Origin of the sequence: Sphingobium rhizovicinum, assembly GCF_042647625.1 — a bacterium.
Taxonomy (GTDB): domain Bacteria; phylum Pseudomonadota; class Alphaproteobacteria; order Sphingomonadales; family Sphingomonadaceae; genus Sphingobium; species Sphingobium rhizovicinum.
Genome location: NZ_JBHRVU010000004.1, coordinates 2483767 through 2503122 on the forward strand (window position 1 = coordinate 2483767; position 19356 = coordinate 2503122).

A 19356-nucleotide genomic window follows, 5' to 3' on the forward strand; every position below is an offset into this window, starting at 1 on the left:
AAATCTTAGCATGTCAGCGCGGACCGGGATCGAAAATCCTCCCTAATGGATCGATCCGCACCTGCCGCGCCTTCATCTTCTGGAGCGAACTGGCGCGCGGGCCATAGAATTTGAACGGATCATCGGGGCTTTTGTCCCGATCCGCCATCTTCCCGGCTTCATTATGAGCAATCAGGAAAATCTGTCCATTCTGGCCATATTTCTGCACGCGCATGATCTGCCGCGCGCCGCCATCCCGCTCGATCGCGATCAGGTCATTCTGGCGCAGGCTCAATATCTTCTTGGCGGCCGGATGCGGGCGATGCTCGACAAAATCCTTCTGATGATAGTCGAAGGTCGAAATGATGCCGGATCGCGCCACGCCGTCACGGTCCTTCCAATGGGTGATCCATTTGCCGTCAGGCATCCGCCAGACGTTGAAAACGGCGTTGCTGTCCCCCTGATAGCCCTTGTAAGCGCGTCCGCTGGCGTCGCGGATCGGGATGACCGACAGCGGCTTGCGCACCCGCACGCGCTTGATCCCCTGCCATTGTCCGGGCGCTTTGCGGAAATCGGTCAGCGCCTTCAGAAAGGCCGCTCCTGACAATCCCTGCGTCGCGCGATACAAAGCCGCCTGGAGATGGTGATCGGTCATCCGCTCCGGGTCGGTCAGATCCTTTGGCTGGAGATTGTCCAGCCGGATGCGATAAACGACCAGCGCATCCCCCTTGCGATTGTCGTCGCCTGTCAGGCCATAGGCCGTCTCATTATGCAGTTGGCCCGACGTGACGTCCCTGCCCCGCGCCGGCCGCCCCTTGCGCCCATGATCGGCCTTGTGGCTGACGATAGTGCGCTCCAGCGCTTCGCCCAGCGCCTCCCGAAAACCCTCCCATGGCTGCTCAAGCCCGTCAAACAACCGATCGAGATCGCGATCCTCGGCCAGGCCGGCGGTGCGCGCGATCCGCTGCATCAAACTGCGGCTCGTCACCGCGACCACCGCTGCGTCGATCGCATGATGGCGATGGTCCAGCCGGTTCTTGGGCGCATTGCTATGCGCGTTGTCGACATAATTATGGTCGCGCAACAGGCTGTTCAGCCCCCATAGCCGCCGTAACATCGCGGTCATGCGACCGGGGATGACGTAGACGCTGCCCTCCTCCTTCGTGGGATACAGGCTGCGCAGATATTTGCCCGCCAGCCGCGACAGATATTGCGTGTCGGTCAACTGGCGCGCCAGGAACCCGCCGTCCTTTTCCACGCGCGCGATTGCGTCCGGGCCGAAACGCCACTGCTTGGACTTGTGCAGGCGCGCCGCCTGCGTGGCGATCTTGTCCCACCGCTCCGCGTCATGCCCCCATTTTTCGAAGGGCGTGCGGTTGCCCTTGGCCCGGTTGCAATGGCGATGGGCGACCACCTTGTTCGACTGACTGTCGTCCAGACAGCGCGAATAGGGGATGATATGATCGACATCCGCTTCGCTGAACAATTGCCGGATGCCGATCGGTTCGGCGCAATAGGGGCAACGGCGATCAAGCGGATTGCTGCTCAGTTGCTCCCAGAGCTTCAACAAGGCGCGATTGGCGCCGGTGTCGGCAAAGCCTTCCGCCTCCAGCTTTTGCCCACGCGCAATGGCTTCGGCCGTATCCTTGCGGATGCGCCGGTTATGCTCTTCCTTGTCCTTTTCGTTGAGCTTCAGCTCGCGCGCCAGTTCAACGACGATCCGGTCGGGCCGGCCATGCACGGCGATGATGGCGTTGACCAGCTTCTGCAACTGTCCCAGCCCGATATGCACGGTCGGGTTGGTGATCTTGCCCCACCGCACTTCCGGCGGATCATCCGCTCGCTGCGTGCCGGGCGGAATATCGCGCGTCAGCAGTTCGCCATAATAGGGCAGCCGGTCGAGGACTTCGCCAGTGCGATCATCGCTATGATGCCATCCGGCGCGGCGCACCGCCACATCATAGGTGATAACCGCCCTCTTCAATTCCTCCAAAATGCGTCGGGTCGCCGTCTCGCCCAGCCGGCCATGGCCATCAGGCAAAGCCGCCTTCGCCGTGGCGGCCGCCTCCGCTTCATCCAGCCCGCATTCGCCGGTCAGGAAAGCATGGAGCGCGTCCGGGTCTTCTTCCTCCATCAACCGTTCGACGATCGCCCATTGCCGGTCCGCCGGGATATGCGCCCAGCGATCGCCAATCCGTTTCTTGTCGGCCATCGCGGCATGGACCTCGTCCCCGCGCAAATGGGTCCGGGTTTCGCTCGCCTTGTTGAAACTCTCGCCCGGTTGCAGATTCAATCCCTTGCTGCCGCCCAGCGTCTTGAAACTCACATCCTTCTTGTCGCGCAATATCAGGATCAGCTTGTCGCGCTGGTCGATCGTCAGCTTGCGCGATTCTTCACCCGCCGACGTGATTTCCAGTTGATTGACCTCCTCATACAGGCGTCGCTCCTGAAACAGCGGATGCGCCTTGGGCAGGCGACGCTCGCTCTGGACGAAGGTGCAGACGCCCACTTCCGGCACCTTGAGCGGGCGCTGATAGAACAGAATGCGATGCAGCGCGGCCCGCGCTTCCTCGGTCAGGATCGCGGGATGATGGCGCGCCTGTTCTTCCCATATGCGACCAAATTCCCAGTCGATATGGCGGCGCTGCGGATAGAAGCTGTAATTCTGACTATCGCTGTCCATGCGAACGCGCGCGCCTTTGGGTGCCGGCTTGCCATTCTCATCAAGTTCCGATTGGCGCATGAAAATGAAGGCACCCACCGTTTCCGCGCCAGCATCAAGCATAGCCTGATCAAGCGCATCCTCGCCCTGCTTTATCTTGCCGTCCTCATTATCCTTCGACCGACGCTCAGCCTTGCGGTTGGACAGGAAACCACGCCGCTGGTTCAGGTGAAACAGCGCCCGCCCCACTTCATGCGGGGTCAGCGCTTCGTTCAGCGCGCGCGCCCGCAGATCATAAGGATCATGCGCCGCCATCAGCTTCGCCTCATCGGCGTCAGCAGGCATCAGCCCGAAATGGATCAATTGCTCCAGAAAGACCGATCGCCGCCGGACATAGCGATCGCGCCGCCGGCGCATCGCCCGGGCGGTGCGCCGATCCACCGCCAGCGACGCGCCCGACTGCGGATCGCGGCCATCGCTGAAGATGCGCACTCCAATGTCGATGATCCTGTCGCCTTTAACCAGCATCCATCCAATGCTACTAGATCCGACATCCAATCCTAAGGTAGTAAGCATCGGTTTTCGCCTTCCATCACTACTGGGTGTGATCTAAGAGATATTATTCTAAAATCGACCCTTGGCAAGTCGAAGTTCCGAGGATAATATCCGGCTCAGGCAAGAATGTTCTGGAGCCAATTGCCGGATTCCAAACCCGCGCAATTGGCCCAGATGCTGAGGAGCATTCCGAGCATATATAGCTGAGCGCATTGAATTCCAAGCCAATGCGCGCTCTTTAGATACCTACCAGCTTCACTGCTCGGGAGTGATCTAGTTGCAGCTGGCGCTTGACAGTATAAGATTTCTTTGTAATTTTATAGTTTCAGAGATCGCGGGCCAGCTGTTAACAAGCAGCTTGACTGCACCAAATAAGGGCGAGGCCACGGCCTCGGCGTAAAAGCGGCCTTCTCGGCTCCTAGAGTTTAAAAGGCGAGGCTTAGGCCTCGCCTTTTTCATGCTATCTTCGCAGGTAATGCGCGCGCTATCTTCCGGCTGCGAATGTACCGCTTCGCGCTTACATCATTTACAGACAAATATGGGCAATATGGTGCACCCAACTGGATTCGAACCAGTGGCCTTTGGATTAGGAATCCAACGCTCTATCCTGCTGAGCTATGGGTGCGCCGGCGACGGCTCTATTGCGCGTCGCGGCTGCGGTCAATCTTGACCGTCAATTCTTGGCGTGCGGCGGAATGACCGGGAAAGGCAGCGGCGCCACCTCCACCCCTTCCGCGATCAGCGCCTTTGCCTCGGCCGGGGCGACTTCGCCATGGATGCTGGCGCGGTCCTGCTCGCCATAATGCATGGCGCGCGCCTGTTCGGCAAAGCCGCGCCCGACCCAGGTCGATCCCTCCAGCGCCTTTTGCTGCGCTTGCCCCAATGCCTCGACCAGCGCCTGCATCTTCGCCTGATCGGCCACATTCATGACCGGCGCGACTGGCTCATCGCGCTGGACGGCCGGCGTCGGCGCCGGATCGGGCCGGCTATTGCCCTTCGCCGCCACCGCCGGCGCCATCACCGCCTTGCCCACATCGGCGTCGCCGCACATCGGGCAGGCCAGCAGGCCCCGCGCCTTCTGCGCCTCATAATCGGCGCTGGACCCGAACCATGCCTCGAACACATGGCCTTCGCCCGCACATTTCAGGTCGAACACGATCACGAAAGAGTCACATCCTTGGCTATCACACGGCGGTTGGCGATGGCGGGCACGCGCCCGCGCACATCCCCTATGCGCGACAGGTCTATGTCCGCAAGGGCCATGCCCGCCGTTTCGCCCATATCCAGCAGCACTTCGCCCCACGGATCAATCACCACGCTATGGCCATAGGTGACACGCCCGTCGGCATGCTGGCCCACCTGCGCCGTGGCGATGACATAGCATCCCGCCTCAATCGCCCGCGCGCGCAGCAGCACATGCCAGTGCGCCTGCCCCGTCGGCACAGTGAAGGCGGCCGGCGCCAGCAAGATCGTCGCCCCCGCATTGGTCAGCGCGCGATACAGGTCCGGGAAGCGCATGTCGTAACAGATGGAAAAGCCCATCCGACCCCATGGCGTGTCGGCCGCCACCACCTGTTCCCCCGGCCCATAGACGGAGGATTCGCGCCAGCTTTCCCCGGTGGCCAGGTCCACGTCAAACAGATGGATCTTGTCGTACCGCGCCCGGATCGCACCGCTATCGTCGATCAGGAAACTGCGATTGGCCCAGCGCCCGTCGGCCCGCTCGCCCTTCAGCGGCAACGATCCGATATGCACCCACAGCCCCTCGCGCGCCGCCGCGTCCCGCACGGCGGCCAGCACCACATCCCCGGCCTCGTTGCGCAGCGTCGCCGCCGCGCGTGCCCGGTCGCGATCCAGGCACCCGGCCATTTCGGGCGTGAACAGCATGTCCGCGCCTTCGCCCTTCGCCCGCTTCACCATCTCCACAATGGCGGCGGCGTTGGCGCCGGGATCGATCCCGCTGGTCATCTGGAACAGGGCGGCGCGCATGGTGTCGCTCATAGCCCCAGCAAGGCGTCCAGCTTGCCCTCGCGGTTCAGCGCGGACAGATCGTCGCTGCCGCCGACATGGCTGCCGTCGATGAAGATTTGCGGCACGCTGGTCCGGCCCGGCGCGCGCTCCAGCATTTCCTCGCGCTTCGGCCCGCCCAGCGTGATGTCATATTCCTCGAACGCGACGCCCTTGCTGCCCAGCAGCGCCTTCGCCCGCGCGCAATAACCGCACCAGTCCTTGGTGTAGATTTCGACCTTCGCCATGATAACTCCTTTCCCCCGAAATTGGGGCAAAGTCGCCTTTTGTCAATCAGCGGGTATGGCGACAGCGTCGGGCAACACCCGTGCCCAGCACAACAGATGCACCTGCCCCGCGCCGCCCCGCTTCAGTTGCTTCGCGCAGGCCGCCGCCGTCGCCCCGCTGGTATGAATGTCGTCGATCAGCAGCACGCGCCGCCCACGCAAGGCCTGCCCTTTCCCCAGCGCAAAAGCGCCCCGCACCGTCCGCGCCCGCTGCGCCGGGTTCATCCCCCGCAGCGGCGCGGTGCGCTTCACCCGTTGCAACGCGCGCTTGTCCACCGGCCAGCCGGTCATCCGCCCCAGATGATCGGCGATCAGCGCCGACTGGTTGAAGCCCCGCTGCCACAATCGCCAGCGATGCAGCGGCACCGGCACGATCACCGCCTCCTCGTCCCCCACATGACGCAGCATCTGCCGCGCGATCAGCCGCGCCATGCCGATCCGCCGGCCATATTTCAGCCGCAGCGCCACCGTCCGCGCAACATCGCCATAGGCCAGCACCGCCCGCGCCCCATCCCAGGCCGGCGGATCGGCCATGCACGCGCCGCATTCCGCCCCCTCCCCCATGTCATGCGGGAAAGGCAGGCCGCACCGCGCGCAACAGGGCGCGCCCAGAAACTCCATCCCGCCCCAGCAGGACAGGCAGAAAGCGAAATCCTCCCCGACGATCGCGCCGCACCCCGGACAGCGCGGCGGCAGCGCATAATCGACCATCGGGCGCAGCGCACCCTTGAGAAGCGGGAGGACAGCCATCATCTGCCTTGTCCGCACTTCGCGCCCGATGCACAAGGCCCGCCATGGAATCCCGTCCCGACATTTTCGACCGCGCCCGTCGCGCCCGCAACCGCGACCGCATGCTGCCCCGCTTCGCCGATCATGACTTTCTCCATCGCGCGATGCTGGACGAACTGCTCGATCGCCTGACCGACGTGCAGCGCGACCTGCCCGAAATACTGCTGATCGGCTGCCCCGATGGCAGCGCCCGCGCCGCGCTGGAGGCGATGGGCAAGCGCGTCGCCTGCGCCGACCCCGGTTTTCTCGCCGCAAAGGCCGTGGGCGGGGTGCAGGCGGACGAGGACGCCCTCCCCTTTGCCGACGACAGTTTCGATCTGGTCATCGCCTGCGGCACGCTCGACAGCGTCAATGATCTGCCCGGCGCGCTGATCCTGATGCGCCGGGTGCTGCGGCCCGACGGCCTGATGCTCGCCGCCTTCACCGGCGCGGGCAGCGTCCCCCGCCTCAAATCCGCTCTGCTCGCGGCCGAAGGCGACCGGCCCGGCCAGCATGTCCATCCCCAGGTCGACGTGCGCTCCGCCGGCGATCTCTTGAGCCGCGCCGGCTTCACCATGCCGGTCGCCGATGGCGATGTGCTGAGCGTCCGCTATGGCGACATCGTCCGCCTGATGCATGATCTGCGCGGCATGGGCGCGGGCAATGCGCTGGCGACCCGGCCGCCCGCCCTGACCCGCGACACGTTGATGCGCGCCGCCGCCCATTTCGCCGCCGCCGCCGACCCGGACGGCCGCACGGCGGAGCAGATGGCGATCATCTACCTGTCCGGCTGGAAACCCGACCCCAGCCAGGCCGCCCCCGCGCGGCGCGGCAGCGCCACCATATCGCTGGCCGCCGCGCTCAAGGGAAAGGGGTGATGACGTTGCCTTGCCAGCGAACAGCCAAATGATTAGATTGTAATCATACCGATTGGGAGCCAGCCGCATGACCGCCACCCGCGTCATTACCGCCCATGTCCCCGACGATCTTGCCGATCAGGTCGATATGCTGGCCGCTCGGCTTGATCGTTCGCGCGGCTGGATCATGAAGCAGGCGCTTTCCGCCTGGGTCGATCAGGAAGAAATGCGCCATCAGATGACGCTGGACGCGCTTGATGATGTCGACGCCGGCCGGGTGATCGATCAGGCTTCCGTCCTTGTCTGGGCGGATAGCCTGTCCACCGGCAGCCCTCAGCCGCCACCGGAGGCATGAAAATCGTCTGGACCGGCAAGGCCATGTCCGACCTTGTCCGCCTCCATGACCATTTGAAACCCGTCGCCCCGGATTCAGCCGCTCGCATCGTTCAATCGTTGGCCAAGGCTCCCTCCCGCCTGATCGACTTTCCCCGCATTGGCGAAAGGCTCGAAGCTTACGCTCCGCGCGAAGTCCGCCGCATCATCATCGGCCATAGGATCTTCATCCTGAGACTATGGCATGGCCGGGAAGGTCGGGAATTTGGCGAGCGAGAATAGCGCTCAAGGGGAAGGGGGATATTTGCCGTTCATTCTATGGTGACGCCCGCCACCCGCCAGAGGCCGTTTTCCTTGTCCAGACTGACCGTTTCGATCGCGTCCGCCTTGTTGGCGTAGCTGGTGCGGAATTTCACCACTTCATAGCCATAGGGCGGCGCGGGCAGGTTTTCCTGACGGATCAGGGTGCGGGACAGGATAGCGCCCAGCGGCGTTCTGGCCTTTTCAGATGCATCGGCCCACACCTTCACGCTATTCATCGTGCGAAAATGGGCCGTCGTTCCGCGATAGCTATCCTCCCAATTCCCCTGATCCAGCAGCATCAGCCATTGGCGGGCAGCCTCCACCACCTGCGGATTGGTTGCTGCACTGGCGGCAACGGCGTCGGTCTGGGCGGCAGGCATGTTTTGCGACGTGGCGGCCAATGCCAGCAGGCCAAGAACAAATGTCATGATCGTTACTCCGATGATGATCCGGGCAGGACGGATTGCCTGCCCCGTCGCCTGATCGACCGGAATAACCGCCGCATCTTCCCCCATTTCTGCGTCCCCGACCAAATAGGGGGTCGCCGCCGCCTGCCCTTCGCCCTCCGCTTCCAGCAGCAGGCGCGCGGCCTCCCGGCTGCTGGACACCGCCATCTTGCGCCGCGCATCGCGCAGCCGTTCGTTGATCGTGTGGACCGACAGGCCCAGACTGCGCGCGATCGACTTGGCGTCATGCCCCCGCACGATCAGGCGCAGCGTCTGCTTTTCCTTCTCGGTCAGCGCCCATGGCATGTCGGTCATCTGCGTGCTCATGGTTCGGGGACTAAGGGCGCCATCCTATCACGGCCACCCCAAAAAATTTGTATCTGGCGCGCCCCGGCCCATTTCCTACATGCGCAGAGGGCAGATAGCATCAAGGCTGGCCCGCTCTCGCCATCGCCAGACCTTCGGCATCAATCCGCGACATATAATTTCAAGACCGTATCCGAAAATGTCCAGTTTGGCGGGAAATATGCGAAGTTAAGCGCGCCATTTCCTATTTTACGCCCGGCGCGCTGTCACTTCACCCACCATCGGCGCATCCACCATGTCGCGCGATGCCCAGCCGTCCCCGTCATGCCGATATTCGACATGGCTCGCCCGGCGGAAGGCTGCGCCGTCCCACACGATCACCTGCAACTCCATCTCGTTGTTCCGCCGAACATGCAGCCAGTTGAAGCTTTGCGGCTCGGCATTGCGCAGCCGGGTGGAGGTCGCCGTACCGGCCTGTATCACCAGCGCACCGCCGCTATGTTCCACCATCTTCTGCGCGGCTTCCGCATAGGTCCGGTGAAAATGCCCGGCCAGCGCCACATGCACCCCCGCCTCGCACGCCGCGCGCACCGCATCCGCATGCTGGCCCACCGCCTCGCTCCATTCATTCCCCTTGCCGATCGGCATGGAAAAAAGCGGATGATGGGTCACGAGGATGCGGGTCTTGTCCGCCGGCACCTTGGCGAAACGATCGCGCAGCAAATCCATCTGGGCATGGTTGATCCGCCCGTCCTTGATCGTCAGCGACCGCGCGGTGTTCAGGCCCAGTATCGCCACTTCCCGATCCTCATAGAAGGGGCAAAGGTCATGGCTGATATAGCGTTTATAGCGGTCGAGCGGCGCGCCAAAGCGCCGCACCACATCATAGAGCGGCACATCATGATTGCCCGGCACGACCAGAGTCTTCAGCCCCGCGGCATGCAACCTGCCCAGCCATCCGGCCGCCTGCCTGAACTGCTCCACCCGCGCCCGCTGGGTAAAATCGCCGCTGATGACGACCAGGTCGGGCCGGCGCTCCTCCAGCCAGGCAGTAGCAGCGTCCACGATCTTGGGATCATTGGCGCCAAAGTGAATGTCGGAAAGATGCGCGATGCGAGCCATGCCAACGTAACGAATCCGCGCGACATGGTTTCCCCCCGGACCCGAATCCGCTTTTCCGAGTTATTGCGGCATGGAAACGAAACCCCTTCCCAAAGACGCCATCCTCGTCGTCAACGCCCATAGCCGCCGCGGACAGGATATGTTCGCGCAGGCCCGCGACGGGCTGGAGGCCGCCGGCATCCGCCTGATCGAGGCGCATGCGGTCGAGGAGCCAGAGAAGATGGCCGCGACCGTCCGGGCCGCGGTGGACAGCGGCGCGCCGATGGTGATCGTGGGCGGGGGCGATGGCTCCATGTCCGGCACAGTGGACGAACTGGTCGGCAAGGACTGCGTCTTCGGCGTGCTGCCGCTTGGCACCGCCAACAGCTTCGCCCGCACGCTCGGCTTGCCGCTCGATCTGGACGGCGCGGTGAAGGCGATCGCCACCGGCCAGCGCCGCCGCGTCGATCTGGGCATGATCGACCGGGATTATTTCGTCAACGCCGCCTCATTGGGCCTGTCGCCCATGATCGGCCGCACCGTGCCGCACAAGCTCAAACGCTATCTGGGGCGGATCGGCTATCTGCTCTGGGCGGTCAAATGCTCGGTCGGCTTCCGGGCCTTCCGCCTGACGATCGACGACGGCCAGAAGGAACGGCGCATGTGGTCGACGGAGGTCCGCATCCTCAACGGTCCCTATCATGGCGGCGTGGAGCTATCCGACAATGCCGCCGTCGACACGGGCGAGATCGTGGTGCAGGCGGTCGTCGGCCGCAGCAAGCCGCGCCTCGCCTGGGACTGGTACGCCAAATTCTTCAAGCTGCGCGACCGCGATGCCCATACGGAGGAATTTCACGGCAAATCCTTCCGCATCGACACCAAGCCCCGCCAGCGCATCTCCATTGACGGCGAAGTGCTGGCGAAAACGCCGGTGACGGTGAAGATCGCCGCCGGCGCGATTGAGGTGGCGGTGCCAGCCAGCTAACAAAGCGCCCAACAAAAAAGGGACCGGAAAACCGGCCCCTTCTCTGTTTTCGGTGTTCCGAAGAAACTTAGCGCTTCGAGAACTGGAAGCTACGACGGGCCTTGGCCTTACCGTACTTCTTACGTTCGACGACGCGGCTGTCGCGGGTCAGGAAGCCTTCGGCCTTGACCGCGCTGCGCAGCGCAGGTTCATACTTCGACAGAGCCTGGGCGATGCCGTGCTTCACGGCGCCGGCCTGACCCGACAGACCACCACCCTTGACGGTGGCGATCACGTCATACTGACCTTCACGCTCGGTCACGCCGAACGGCTGGTTGATCACCAGACGCAGGGTCGGACGGGCAAAGTAGATTTCCTGATCGCGGCCGTTGACCGTGATCTTGCCGGTGCCGGGCTTCACCCACACGCGGGCCACGGCGTCCTTACGACGGCCGGTGGCATAGGCGCGGCCGAGGCCGTCGATTTCCTGGGCGCGCAGCGGCGCCGAAGGCTGGACCGGTGCAGCGGCGACTTCGCCGGCTTCCACGGCGGCCGGAGCGGCAGCGGCGGGGGCGTTCGCAGCGATCGCCGCGAGGTCGGACAGGGACTGGCGGTTATCGGACATTATGCACCCACCTTGTTCTTGCGGTTGCGCGACGCGAAGTCGAGCACTTCGGGGTTCTGGGCTTCATGGGCGTGTTCGGCGCCGGCGAAGATGCGCAGGTTGCGCATCTGCTGACGGCCCAGCGGACCACGGGGGATCATACGCTCGACGGCCTTTTCCAGGACGCGCTCGGGGAAACGACCTTCCAGGATCTTCTGGGGGGTGGTTTCCTTGATGCCGCCGGCATAACCGGTGTGCTTGTAATAGACCTTGTCGGTCAGCTTACGACCGGTGAACTTCACCTTGCCGGCGTTGATGATGATGACATTGTCACCGCAATCGACGTGGGGCGTGAAGCTGGTCTTGTGCTTGCCGCGCAGGATATTCGCGACGGTCGAAGCGAGGCGACCCACGACGAGACCTTCCGCGTCGATCAGGATCCACTTCTTTTCGACCGTTGCCGGGGTCGCCGGCTTGGTGGTCTTCATCAGCGCCTTCATGGTGCCAATACTCCAGAATGAAAAAATGAAACCGGACGCCGTTGCCGACGCCCGGAAGTGGGGCGCTAATGACGATTGCGTCCCTTGAAGTCAAGAGATTCGGGGCGTTTCACGACGGGTAAAATAATACCATGCCCTATTTGGCGGCGGTAAGGCTGCGGCTTTCGACCAGCGCCTGCCCGCCCACGATCAGGCTGCGCTCCTGATTTTCAACCAGGCCGGTGGCGCGCGAGAGATGATAGCGGATCGCCACCTGCACGCCCTCGCCCGACAATATCTCCTTCAGGTCCAGCGCGCCGGCATCCTGCCCGGCAATGACAAGGCTTCCTTCAACGGGCACGGGCCGCCCCAGCGGCGACCCCGCCATGGTGCGCAATCCGCGCCCGGCGCCATCCTCCACCTCACTGGCGGCGAACAGCAGAAGCGGCCGGATTTCACCCGCCAGCAGCGCCAGCCGCCCTTCGGGCGAGAGGCCGTCGAACAGCGCCTGCACATTTTTCGCTGCGCGCTGGCGATCAGCGTTCGGGCCGTTTAGCATCGCCTTCAGCCCGGCCTGCACCCTGCTCCACACCGCGCCCATATCGTCCAGCGCCACCACTTGTCCGCGCGCTTCCAGATGAAAGCGCATGGGAATGCCGACCAGCGGTTCCAGCGCGGCGCGATAAGGTTCGGCTCCGGCGGCAGGCGCATCTGTATCGATCGATCGCAAAGTGACCGATAAGACATAGCCCTCTCCGGTCCGCTCGAACCGCAGATCACGGATAGCGGTGAACGCGCTGACCTTTCCCGCAACCGGCCGATACTGTTCTATGCGATAGACCAGCGGCCGGTCGGTCGGCGGCGCGAAGGGAAGGACGATGCGCTCCGCCCATGCCGGCTGAGCGACAAGGAGCAGCGCGGCGGCAAGAATGCGCCTCACCGGCTTTTCACGCCGATGGCGTGCGCGCCCCAGGCCGCCGCCGCCACGACCAGCGCGCCGACCGCCTGATGCAATACCGCGAGCGGCAGCGCGATGCCGCTGATAACTGTGGCGATGCCGAGCACTATCTGCGTGCCGAGCGCCGCCTGGATCGCGATCGACGCGCTGCGCCGCCCGGCTCGCTTCGCCCGCCGCGCCAGCAGGAAAAGCGCAACCGCCGCGACCCACGCCCACCAGCGATGCAGGAAATGGACAAGATAGGGATCGGACGAGACGGTCGCCCATAGCGATCCCATCCAGTTGATCCCCTCCGGCACGAGATGATCGTTCATCAGCGGCCAGGTGCTGGATACATAGCCTGCATCCAGCCCGGCGGTGAACGCGCCCAGCATCAGTTGAACAAACAACGCCAGCAGCGCACCGATGGCGAAAGGCCGCAGCACCGCCGGTCGCGCGGCAGGCGATCGGGCCAGCGCGAGCAGGTCCAGCGCGGTCCAGATCAGCCCGCCCATGATGAACAAAGCAGTCAGCAGATGCACCGCCAGCCGATAATGGCTGACATCGGTGCGCACCGACAGGCCAGACTTCACCATCCACCAGCCGATCGCCCCCTGCAAACCGCCCAGCGCCAGCAGCGCGACCAGTCGCGGACCATAGCCCGCCGGAATAGCGCGCTTCCACGCGAACCAGACCAGCGGCAGCGCGAAGACGACCCCGATCAGCCGTCCCAGCAGCCGGTGCATCCATTCCCAGAAGAAGATGAACTGGAAGTCCGACAGGGTCATGCCCCGCCGCAACTGCTGATATTCCGGGATCTGCTGATAGAGGCGGAACGCCTCCATCCACTGGTCGTGCGTCAGCGGTGGGATGGCCCCGGTAATCGGCTTCCACTGGGTGATCGACAGGCCGGATTCGGTCAGCCGGGTGATGCCCCCCACCACCACCATGCAAAAGACCAGAAAGGCGACGATCAGCAGCCAGCGGGCAATGGCGACAGGCCGCGCAGGGCGGGAAAATGCGGTCGAAATCATGGCCCCGGTCCATGCGCCCAAGCCCCGCCCTTTTCAAGCCGCCCGACATGGGACAAAGGGTCCAAGGACCGCCGGGCCGGGATACAAAGACGGACCGAAGCGTATCAACCTGACAGGGTATGAAGCAGGATATGTCGATGACCAGCGCGCCAACAGGCACAGCCGCGATGATCGCCGCGCAGGGGCCACTGGGCATCCTGACCGCCGCCATCGATGCGCCATCGCCCCTCGGCCCAGTCAATTCATGGTCCCCCGCCCTTATATCGACGGTCCGCATGATGCTGTCGTCCAGAGCCGAAATCGTGCTGTTCTGGGGGCCTGATTATTGCGCCCTCTATAATGAAGCCTATGCGCCCACGATCGGCGACAAACATCCCCGCGTACTGGGGCGGCCGGCGCGGGAGGGCTGGGCGGAATTGTGGGACGATCTGGGCCCGCTGCTGCAATCGGTCCGGGAAACCGGCGAGACATTCCATGCCAGGGACCGCCCCTTCTATATCGAGCGCGATGGCGGCCGCGGCGAGGATGTCTTCTTCGACATCAGCTATTCGCCCGTGTTCGAAGCCGACGGATCGATCGGCGGCGTCCTCTGCATCGTCAGCGAAACCACCAAGCGCGTGCTGGCCGAGCGGGCCATGCTGGCGGACCGCAACCGGCTATGGGCGCTGGCACGCGATCCCTTCCTGATCGCCGACACCGCCGGCATCTGGATCGCCGCCAGCCCGGCCTGGACCGACATATTGGGCTGGAGCGAAGAAGAACTGATCGGTCGCACGTCGCAATGGATGGAACATCCCGACGATGTGTCCGCCACCCGCGATCAGATCGACGGCTTGGCCCATGGCGAACCGGTCCTGCGCTTCGACAACCGATTCCGGGCGAAGGATGGCAGCTATCGGACCTTCAGCTGGACGGCTGTACCCGAAGGCGACCTGATCTATTGCGTCGCCCGTGACGTTACCGATCATCGCGCTGACGCCCGCGCTCTGGCTGAAGCGGAATCTGCGCTGCGTCAGGCGCAGAAGATGGAGACGCTGGGCCAGCTTACTGGCGGGGTGGCGCATGACTTCAACAATCTGCTCCAGATCGTGACCGGCAATCTGGACCTGCTGCAACGGGCCCTGTCGGCCGATGACACGCGGTTGCGGCGCATGGCCGACCGCGCCATGGCGGGCGCAGAGCGGGCAGCCGTCCTGACGCAGAGGCTGCTCGCCTTTTCCCGCCGGCAACCGCTCGATCCCCGACCGACCGATCCCGCCCGCCTGATTACAGGCATGTCCGACCTGCTGCTCCGGACACTGGGCGAAACCATCGCCGTCGAAACGACCGTGTCACCGGACGCCTGGACCATCGAAGTCGACGTCAACCAGATGGAAAATGCGCTGCTCAATCTGGCGGTCAATGCGCGCGACGCCATGCCCGACGGCGGACGCCTGACCATTGCGGTCGACAATCTTGCGATAGCCGCGCAGGATGGCGACATCGCGCCGGGTCATTATGTTGCCATCACCGTAGCGGATACGGGCGAAGGCATGGACGCCGATACGCTGGCGCATGCCATCGAACCTTTCTTCACCACAAAGGAGGTCGGTCGCGGCACCGGGCTGGGCCTGTCGATGGTCTATGGCTTCATCAAACAGTCCGGCGGCCATGTCCGGGTGCAGTCCGACCCAGGCCATGGCACGCGCATTCTGCTCTACCTGCCCCGCCACCACGGCTATGTCGCGGCGAATGAAGATGAAGCGCCCGGACGCGCAAAGACCCTGACCGGCGGGCGAGAAACGATTTTGCTGTGCGAGGATGACGACAATGTCCGCGCCTATTCGGTCGAGGTGCTGCGCGAACTTGGCTATCATGTCATCCCCGCCATCGACGGCGACGCAGCGCTTGCGGCTCTGAAGGCGGCAAACGGATCGATCGACCTGCTCTTCACCGATGTCGTTCTGCCCGGCGGCATGACCGGTGCCGACCTTGCCGGCGCCGCAACCCAGCATCAGCCCGGACTGCGAACGCTGTTCACCACCGGCTATGCGCGCGACGCGATTGTCCATCATGGCCGGCTGGACGCGGGCGTAGACCTGCTGACCAAGCCATTCAGCTATGGCGACCTGGCCGCCAAGATTCGCGAAGTGCTGGACCGGCCCGAAGACGTCGCGCAACGCACCGGCTGAGCGCGTCTGACGTCAGCCCCTGATCGCCTTCCAAGCCGACACAAGCTCACGACCGCGCTGGCCGACGCTCGCCGCATCATCGCCCGGCTTGTAGAGCGCGCCGCCAACGCCAATGCCCTCGCATCCGCCCGCCAGCCATTCGCCGATCGTGTCCGCCCCGGTGCCGCCCACAGCCCAGACGCCGACATGTTTGGGCAGCACGTCCTTGACCGCCTTCACATAGGCCGCGCCAAGTCTGGCGGCGGGGAACAGCTTGATCCGCTTCGCCCCCGCACCAATCGCGGCAAAGGCTTCGCTGGGCGTCATGAAGCCGGGCAGCAACTCCAGTCCCAGCGCCGCGCCGCGCGCAATCACTTCGGGATTGGTGTTGGGCGTCACCATGATGCGGCCGCCCGCCTGATGCAGCCCCTCGACCGCCTCGACGCTCAGCACCGTACCGCCGCCAATCAGCGCGACGTCGCCGAACGCATCCTGCATGGCGGCGATGCTCTTGAGCGGCTCAGGGGAATTGAACGGCACTTCCAGGATGCGGATGCCCGCCTCGACCAGCGCTGCGCTGACGTCCAGTGCTTCCTCCGGCTTGATGCCGCGCAGGATAGCGCACACCGGCGGCGCGCCGTCGGCCAGCAATTCGTCGAGGGTCATGCCGTCACGTCTCCAAAATATCCCAGCCCGGCGAGCGCGCAGGCATCGCCGTCGATCGCCGTTGAGCCTACGCCCTGCGCTTCAAGCGCCTGCGCATAGCGGGCCGAAAGCCGCTTGTCGCCAATCAGCAGCACATCGGCGTCCTCGCCCAGGCTGGACCGCACTTCGGCAACCTCGCATCCGATCAGCAGACCGGACAGATAACCCAGCGCCCAGTCGGCAGAACGACCGGCGCGCAGGCGCATCGCGCGCGCCGCGAACAAGGATTGCGACAATTTGCCGACCCCCGCCTTTTCCAGACCTTCCGCAAAGCCCGCCGCTTCTTCCGTGGCATCGGTCGCCTCGACCTTGGGGCTTAGGGTGGAATGGTCGCGCAGCAGCGCGAACAGCTCGCCGGTCGGCACGGTGCGGAAAGCGACGATGCGGCCATCCTCGACCAGCGACCATTTATTGTGAGTGCCGGGCAACACGATCAGATGCCGCCCCTGCCCCAGCGCAGGATCGCGGTCGATCGCCCCGAAAATCTGGGTTTCTTCGCCACGCATCACATCGGGGATGCCATCCGCCCCCTCGCAGGCAAGGCCCGCCATGATCGCTAGTGGAACGCCGCGCCAGTCGAACCGCACCGCCGCCTTGCGCCAGGCCGCGGCGTCGGCCGGGCAGTCGGCATAGGGCGCTTCGACCCAGCCGTCGCGCGCGCCGACCATGCCGCACAAAGTGATGGATTCGGGCGCGCCCTGCTCCAGCCAGGGCGCGATCGTTTCAACAAAGGCGCCTTCCGCGGCGCGCCCTACTGCCCCGATCCCCGGTCCATCCCGGCGGGCGGCAACCACCCCATTTTCCACGCGAAACAGCCGCAAACGGCTTGTCCCCCAATCACCGATCACGGCATAGTCGGTCACTGGAGGCCGCTCCGCAGAAAAATAATGTTAGCGCTCACATTTCCCCACTTCGGGTTCTTGAAATTCCATTTGTATGAGTATATCAGGAAGGTGAGCGCGTCAACGCGCCATGCCTTATTTTGTGTCAGGATGCCCAATGACCGATTCGCCGAAAACCGCTCCGAAGCTGCGTAGCCGCGCCTGGTTCGACAACCCCGACAATATCGACATGACCTCGCTCTATCTGGAGCGTTACCTGAATTTCGGCCTCAGCCTTGAAGAATTGCGCAGCGGCAAGCCGATCATCGGCATCGCCCAGACCGGCAGCGACCTGTCGCCCTGCAACCGCCATCACCTCGTGCTGGCGGAGCGCATGCGCGAGGGCATTCGCGAAATGGGCGGCATCGCGCTGGAATTCCCGGTCCACCCGATTCAGGAAACCGGCAAGCGCCCGACCGCCGGCCTTGACCGCAACCTGGCCTATCTGGGCCTGGTCGAAGCCATGTATGGCTATCCGCTCGACGGCGTCATCCTGACCAGCGGCTGCGACAAGACCACCCCGGCGCTGCTGATGGCCGCCGCCACCGTCAACATCCCGGCGATCGCTTTGTCGGTCGGCCCGATGCTCAATGGCTGGCACAAGGGCGAGCGCACCGGATCGGGCACGATCGTCTGGCATGGCCGCCAGTTGCTGGCCGCCGGCAAGATCGATGACGAAGGCTTCATCAAGCTGGTCGCATCGTCGGCTCCCTCGACCGGCTTCTGCAACACCATGGGCACCGCCAGCACCATGAACGCGCTGGCCGAAGCGCTGGGCATGATGCTGCCCGGCAGCGCGGCGATCCCCGCCCCCTATCGCGATCGTCAGGAAGCCGCCTACCGCACCGGCAAGCGCATCGTGGAAATGGTGCATGAGGATCTGAAACCTTCCGACATCATGACGCTGGACGCCTTCCACAACGCCATCGTCGCCAACTCGGCAATCGGCGGGTCGACCAACGCGCCGATCCACCTCGCCGCCATCGCCCGCCACATGGGCGTCGACCTGCCGCTCAAGGATTGGGAAACGGTCGGCCACAAGGTGCCGCTGCTGGTCAACATGCAGCCGGCCGGCGAATATCTGGGCGAGGATTATTACCGCGCCGGCGGCCTGCCCGCCGTCATCAGCCAGCTGATCGATCAGGGCCTGATCCGCGAAGGCGCAATGACCGTCAATGGCAAGACCATGGGCGAAAATTGCAAGGGCGTGGAGATTGAGGATGAAAAGGTCATCCGCCCCTTCAATCAGCCGCTGAAGGACGAAGCCGGCTTCCTGGTGCTGACCGGCAACCTCTTCGACGAAGCGGTCATGAAGACCAGCGTCATCAGCGAAGAATTCCGTATGCGCTACCTGTCGAACCCCGACGATCCCGAAGCCTTTGAAGGCCCGGCGGTCGTGTTCGACGGTCCGGAAGATTATCACCACCGCATCGATGATCCGTCGGTCGGCATCACCGCCGACACGCTGATGTTCATGCGCGGCGCCGGCCCGATCGGCTATCCGGGTGCGGCGGAAGTCGTAAACATGCGTCCGCCCGCTTACCTGATCACCGAAGGCGTCAGCGCGCTCCCGTGCATCGGCGACGGCCGCCAGTCGGGCACGTCGGGCAGCCCGTCGATCCTCAACGCCTCGCCCGAAGCGGCGGCGATGGGCGGTCTCGCTCTGCTGGAAACCGGCGACCGCGTCCGCATGGACCTGAAGGCCGGCACGGTGAACGTCCTGATTTCCGATGAGGAACTGGAAGCGCGCCGCGCCAAGCTGGTCGCTGAGGGCGGCTATAAATATCCCGCCTCGCAGACCCCCTGGCAGGAAATCCAGCGTTCGGTCGTGGGCCAGATGAACACCGGCGCGATCCTGGAAGGCGCAGAAAAATATCAGCGCATCGCCCAGACCATGGGCCTGCCCCGCGACAATCATTGATCATGCAATAAGTCCGAGTATTTTCGGCATTGCCCCTTGAAAGGACGGGGCGGCTATCCATCTGAACGCCGCCCCTC

General features: G+C 64.2%; 19 protein-coding genes and 1 tRNA gene. 6 read left to right on the forward strand and 14 right to left on the reverse strand.

What is annotated here, in order from left to right:
- Positions 1–13: 13 nt before the first annotated feature.
- From cas9 to ACFOKF_RS13170, 6 genes are all read right to left on the reverse strand, one after another.
- The gene (cas9, locus tag ACFOKF_RS13145) at positions 14–3217 is read right to left on the reverse strand and encodes a type II CRISPR RNA-guided endonuclease Cas9 (RefSeq protein WP_380796144.1); all 3204 of its coding nucleotides are present in this window, start codon (positions 3215–3217) and stop codon (positions 14–16) included.
- A gap of 527 nt (positions 3218–3744) precedes the next feature.
- Positions 3745–3821: transfer RNA gene (locus ACFOKF_RS13150), tRNA-Arg, on the reverse strand.
- A gap of 48 nt (positions 3822–3869) precedes the next feature.
- Complete coding sequence (locus ACFOKF_RS13155; RefSeq protein WP_380796145.1) at positions 3870–4358, reverse strand: DUF1178 family protein; 489 nt, start codon at positions 4356–4358, stop codon at positions 3870–3872.
- Positions 4355–5185, reverse strand: a complete 831-nt coding sequence (locus ACFOKF_RS13160) for a carbon-nitrogen hydrolase family protein (protein ID WP_380797801.1) — start codon at positions 5183–5185, stop codon at positions 4355–4357. Before ACFOKF_RS13160 ends, ACFOKF_RS13155 begins: the two co-directional genes overlap by 4 nt.
- Before the next feature lie 8 nt (positions 5186–5193).
- Entirely contained in the window at positions 5194–5451 is a 258-nt protein-coding gene (gene grxC / locus ACFOKF_RS13165; protein ID WP_380796146.1) for a glutaredoxin 3, read from the reverse strand.
- Between the two features lie 42 nt (positions 5452–5493).
- On the reverse strand, positions 5494–6243 hold the full coding sequence (locus tag ACFOKF_RS13170; RefSeq protein ID WP_380796147.1) for a double zinc ribbon domain-containing protein: 750 nt from the start codon (positions 6241–6243) through the stop codon (positions 5494–5496).
- Between the two features lie 41 nt (positions 6244–6284).
- Here ACFOKF_RS13170 and ACFOKF_RS13175 point away from each other — a divergent pair, with 41 nt between their 5' ends.
- The 3 genes from ACFOKF_RS13175 to ACFOKF_RS13185 all read left to right on the forward strand — a co-directional run bounded on the left by ACFOKF_RS13175 (position 6285) and on the right by ACFOKF_RS13185 (position 7730).
- Positions 6285–7136 (forward strand): class I SAM-dependent methyltransferase, encoded by an 852-nt coding sequence (locus ACFOKF_RS13175; RefSeq protein WP_380796148.1) that lies wholly within the window; start codon positions 6285–6287, stop codon positions 7134–7136.
- 67 nt (positions 7137–7203) lie between these two features.
- Entirely contained in the window at positions 7204–7470 is a 267-nt protein-coding gene (locus ACFOKF_RS13180) for a CopG family ribbon-helix-helix protein (protein WP_380796149.1), read from the forward strand.
- Positions 7467–7730 (forward strand): type II toxin-antitoxin system RelE/ParE family toxin, encoded by a 264-nt coding sequence (locus tag ACFOKF_RS13185; RefSeq protein ID WP_380796150.1) that lies wholly within the window; start codon positions 7467–7469, stop codon positions 7728–7730. Before ACFOKF_RS13180 ends, ACFOKF_RS13185 begins: the two co-directional genes overlap by 4 nt.
- A 29-nt stretch (positions 7731–7759) precedes the next feature.
- Here ACFOKF_RS13185 and ACFOKF_RS13190 read toward each other — a convergent pair whose 3' ends face one another.
- The gene (locus tag ACFOKF_RS13190) at positions 7760–8512 is read right to left on the reverse strand and encodes a helix-turn-helix domain-containing protein (protein ID WP_380796152.1); all 753 of its coding nucleotides are present in this window, start codon (positions 8510–8512) and stop codon (positions 7760–7762) included.
- Between the two features lie 240 nt (positions 8513–8752).
- Complete coding sequence (locus ACFOKF_RS13195) at positions 8753–9625, reverse strand: metallophosphoesterase family protein (RefSeq protein ID WP_380796153.1); 873 nt, start codon at positions 9623–9625, stop codon at positions 8753–8755.
- A gap of 70 nt (positions 9626–9695) precedes the next feature.
- Here ACFOKF_RS13195 and ACFOKF_RS13200 point away from each other — a divergent pair, with 70 nt between their 5' ends.
- Positions 9696–10589, forward strand: coding sequence for a diacylglycerol/lipid kinase family protein (locus ACFOKF_RS13200; RefSeq protein WP_380796155.1), 894 nt, complete (start codon positions 9696–9698; stop codon positions 10587–10589).
- A gap of 67 nt (positions 10590–10656) precedes the next feature.
- Here ACFOKF_RS13200 and rpsI read toward each other — a convergent pair whose 3' ends face one another.
- From rpsI to ACFOKF_RS13220, 4 genes are all read right to left on the reverse strand, one after another.
- Positions 10657–11193, reverse strand: coding sequence for a 30S ribosomal protein S9 (gene rpsI / locus ACFOKF_RS13205; RefSeq protein ID WP_298398089.1), 537 nt, complete (start codon positions 11191–11193; stop codon positions 10657–10659).
- Complete coding sequence (gene rplM, locus ACFOKF_RS13210) at positions 11193–11672, reverse strand: 50S ribosomal protein L13 (protein WP_084438944.1); 480 nt, start codon at positions 11670–11672, stop codon at positions 11193–11195. The genes rpsI and rplM overlap by 1 nt, the downstream gene beginning before the upstream one ends.
- 136 nt (positions 11673–11808) lie before the next feature.
- Positions 11809–12591, reverse strand: coding sequence for a hypothetical protein (locus ACFOKF_RS13215; RefSeq protein WP_380796156.1), 783 nt, complete (start codon positions 12589–12591; stop codon positions 11809–11811).
- Positions 12588–13622, reverse strand: a complete 1035-nt coding sequence (locus ACFOKF_RS13220) for a COX15/CtaA family protein (protein ID WP_380796157.1) — start codon at positions 13620–13622, stop codon at positions 12588–12590. The genes ACFOKF_RS13215 and ACFOKF_RS13220 overlap by 4 nt, the downstream gene beginning before the upstream one ends.
- A 137-nt stretch (positions 13623–13759) precedes the next feature.
- Here ACFOKF_RS13220 and ACFOKF_RS13225 point away from each other — a divergent pair, with 137 nt between their 5' ends.
- The gene (locus ACFOKF_RS13225) at positions 13760–15793 is read left to right on the forward strand and encodes a hybrid sensor histidine kinase/response regulator (RefSeq protein ID WP_380796158.1); all 2034 of its coding nucleotides are present in this window, start codon (positions 13760–13762) and stop codon (positions 15791–15793) included.
- Positions 15794–15805: 12 nt separating this feature from the next.
- Here the strand turns inward: ACFOKF_RS13225 and ACFOKF_RS13230 are convergent, their stop codons facing one another.
- A complete protein-coding gene (locus ACFOKF_RS13230; protein ID WP_380796160.1) occupies positions 15806–16438 on the reverse strand; it encodes a 2-dehydro-3-deoxy-6-phosphogalactonate aldolase in 633 nt (210 codons plus the stop codon).
- Positions 16435–17340 (reverse strand): 2-dehydro-3-deoxygalactonokinase, encoded by a 906-nt coding sequence (locus ACFOKF_RS13235; RefSeq protein WP_380796161.1) that lies wholly within the window; start codon positions 17338–17340, stop codon positions 16435–16437. The genes ACFOKF_RS13230 and ACFOKF_RS13235 overlap by 4 nt, the downstream gene beginning before the upstream one ends.
- 136 nt (positions 17341–17476) lie before the next feature.
- Here ACFOKF_RS13235 and ACFOKF_RS13240 point away from each other — a divergent pair, with 136 nt between their 5' ends.
- The gene (locus ACFOKF_RS13240; protein ID WP_380796162.1) at positions 17477–19279 is read left to right on the forward strand and encodes an IlvD/Edd family dehydratase; all 1803 of its coding nucleotides are present in this window, start codon (positions 17477–17479) and stop codon (positions 19277–19279) included.
- The last annotated feature ends 77 nt before the right edge of the window (positions 19280–19356 follow it).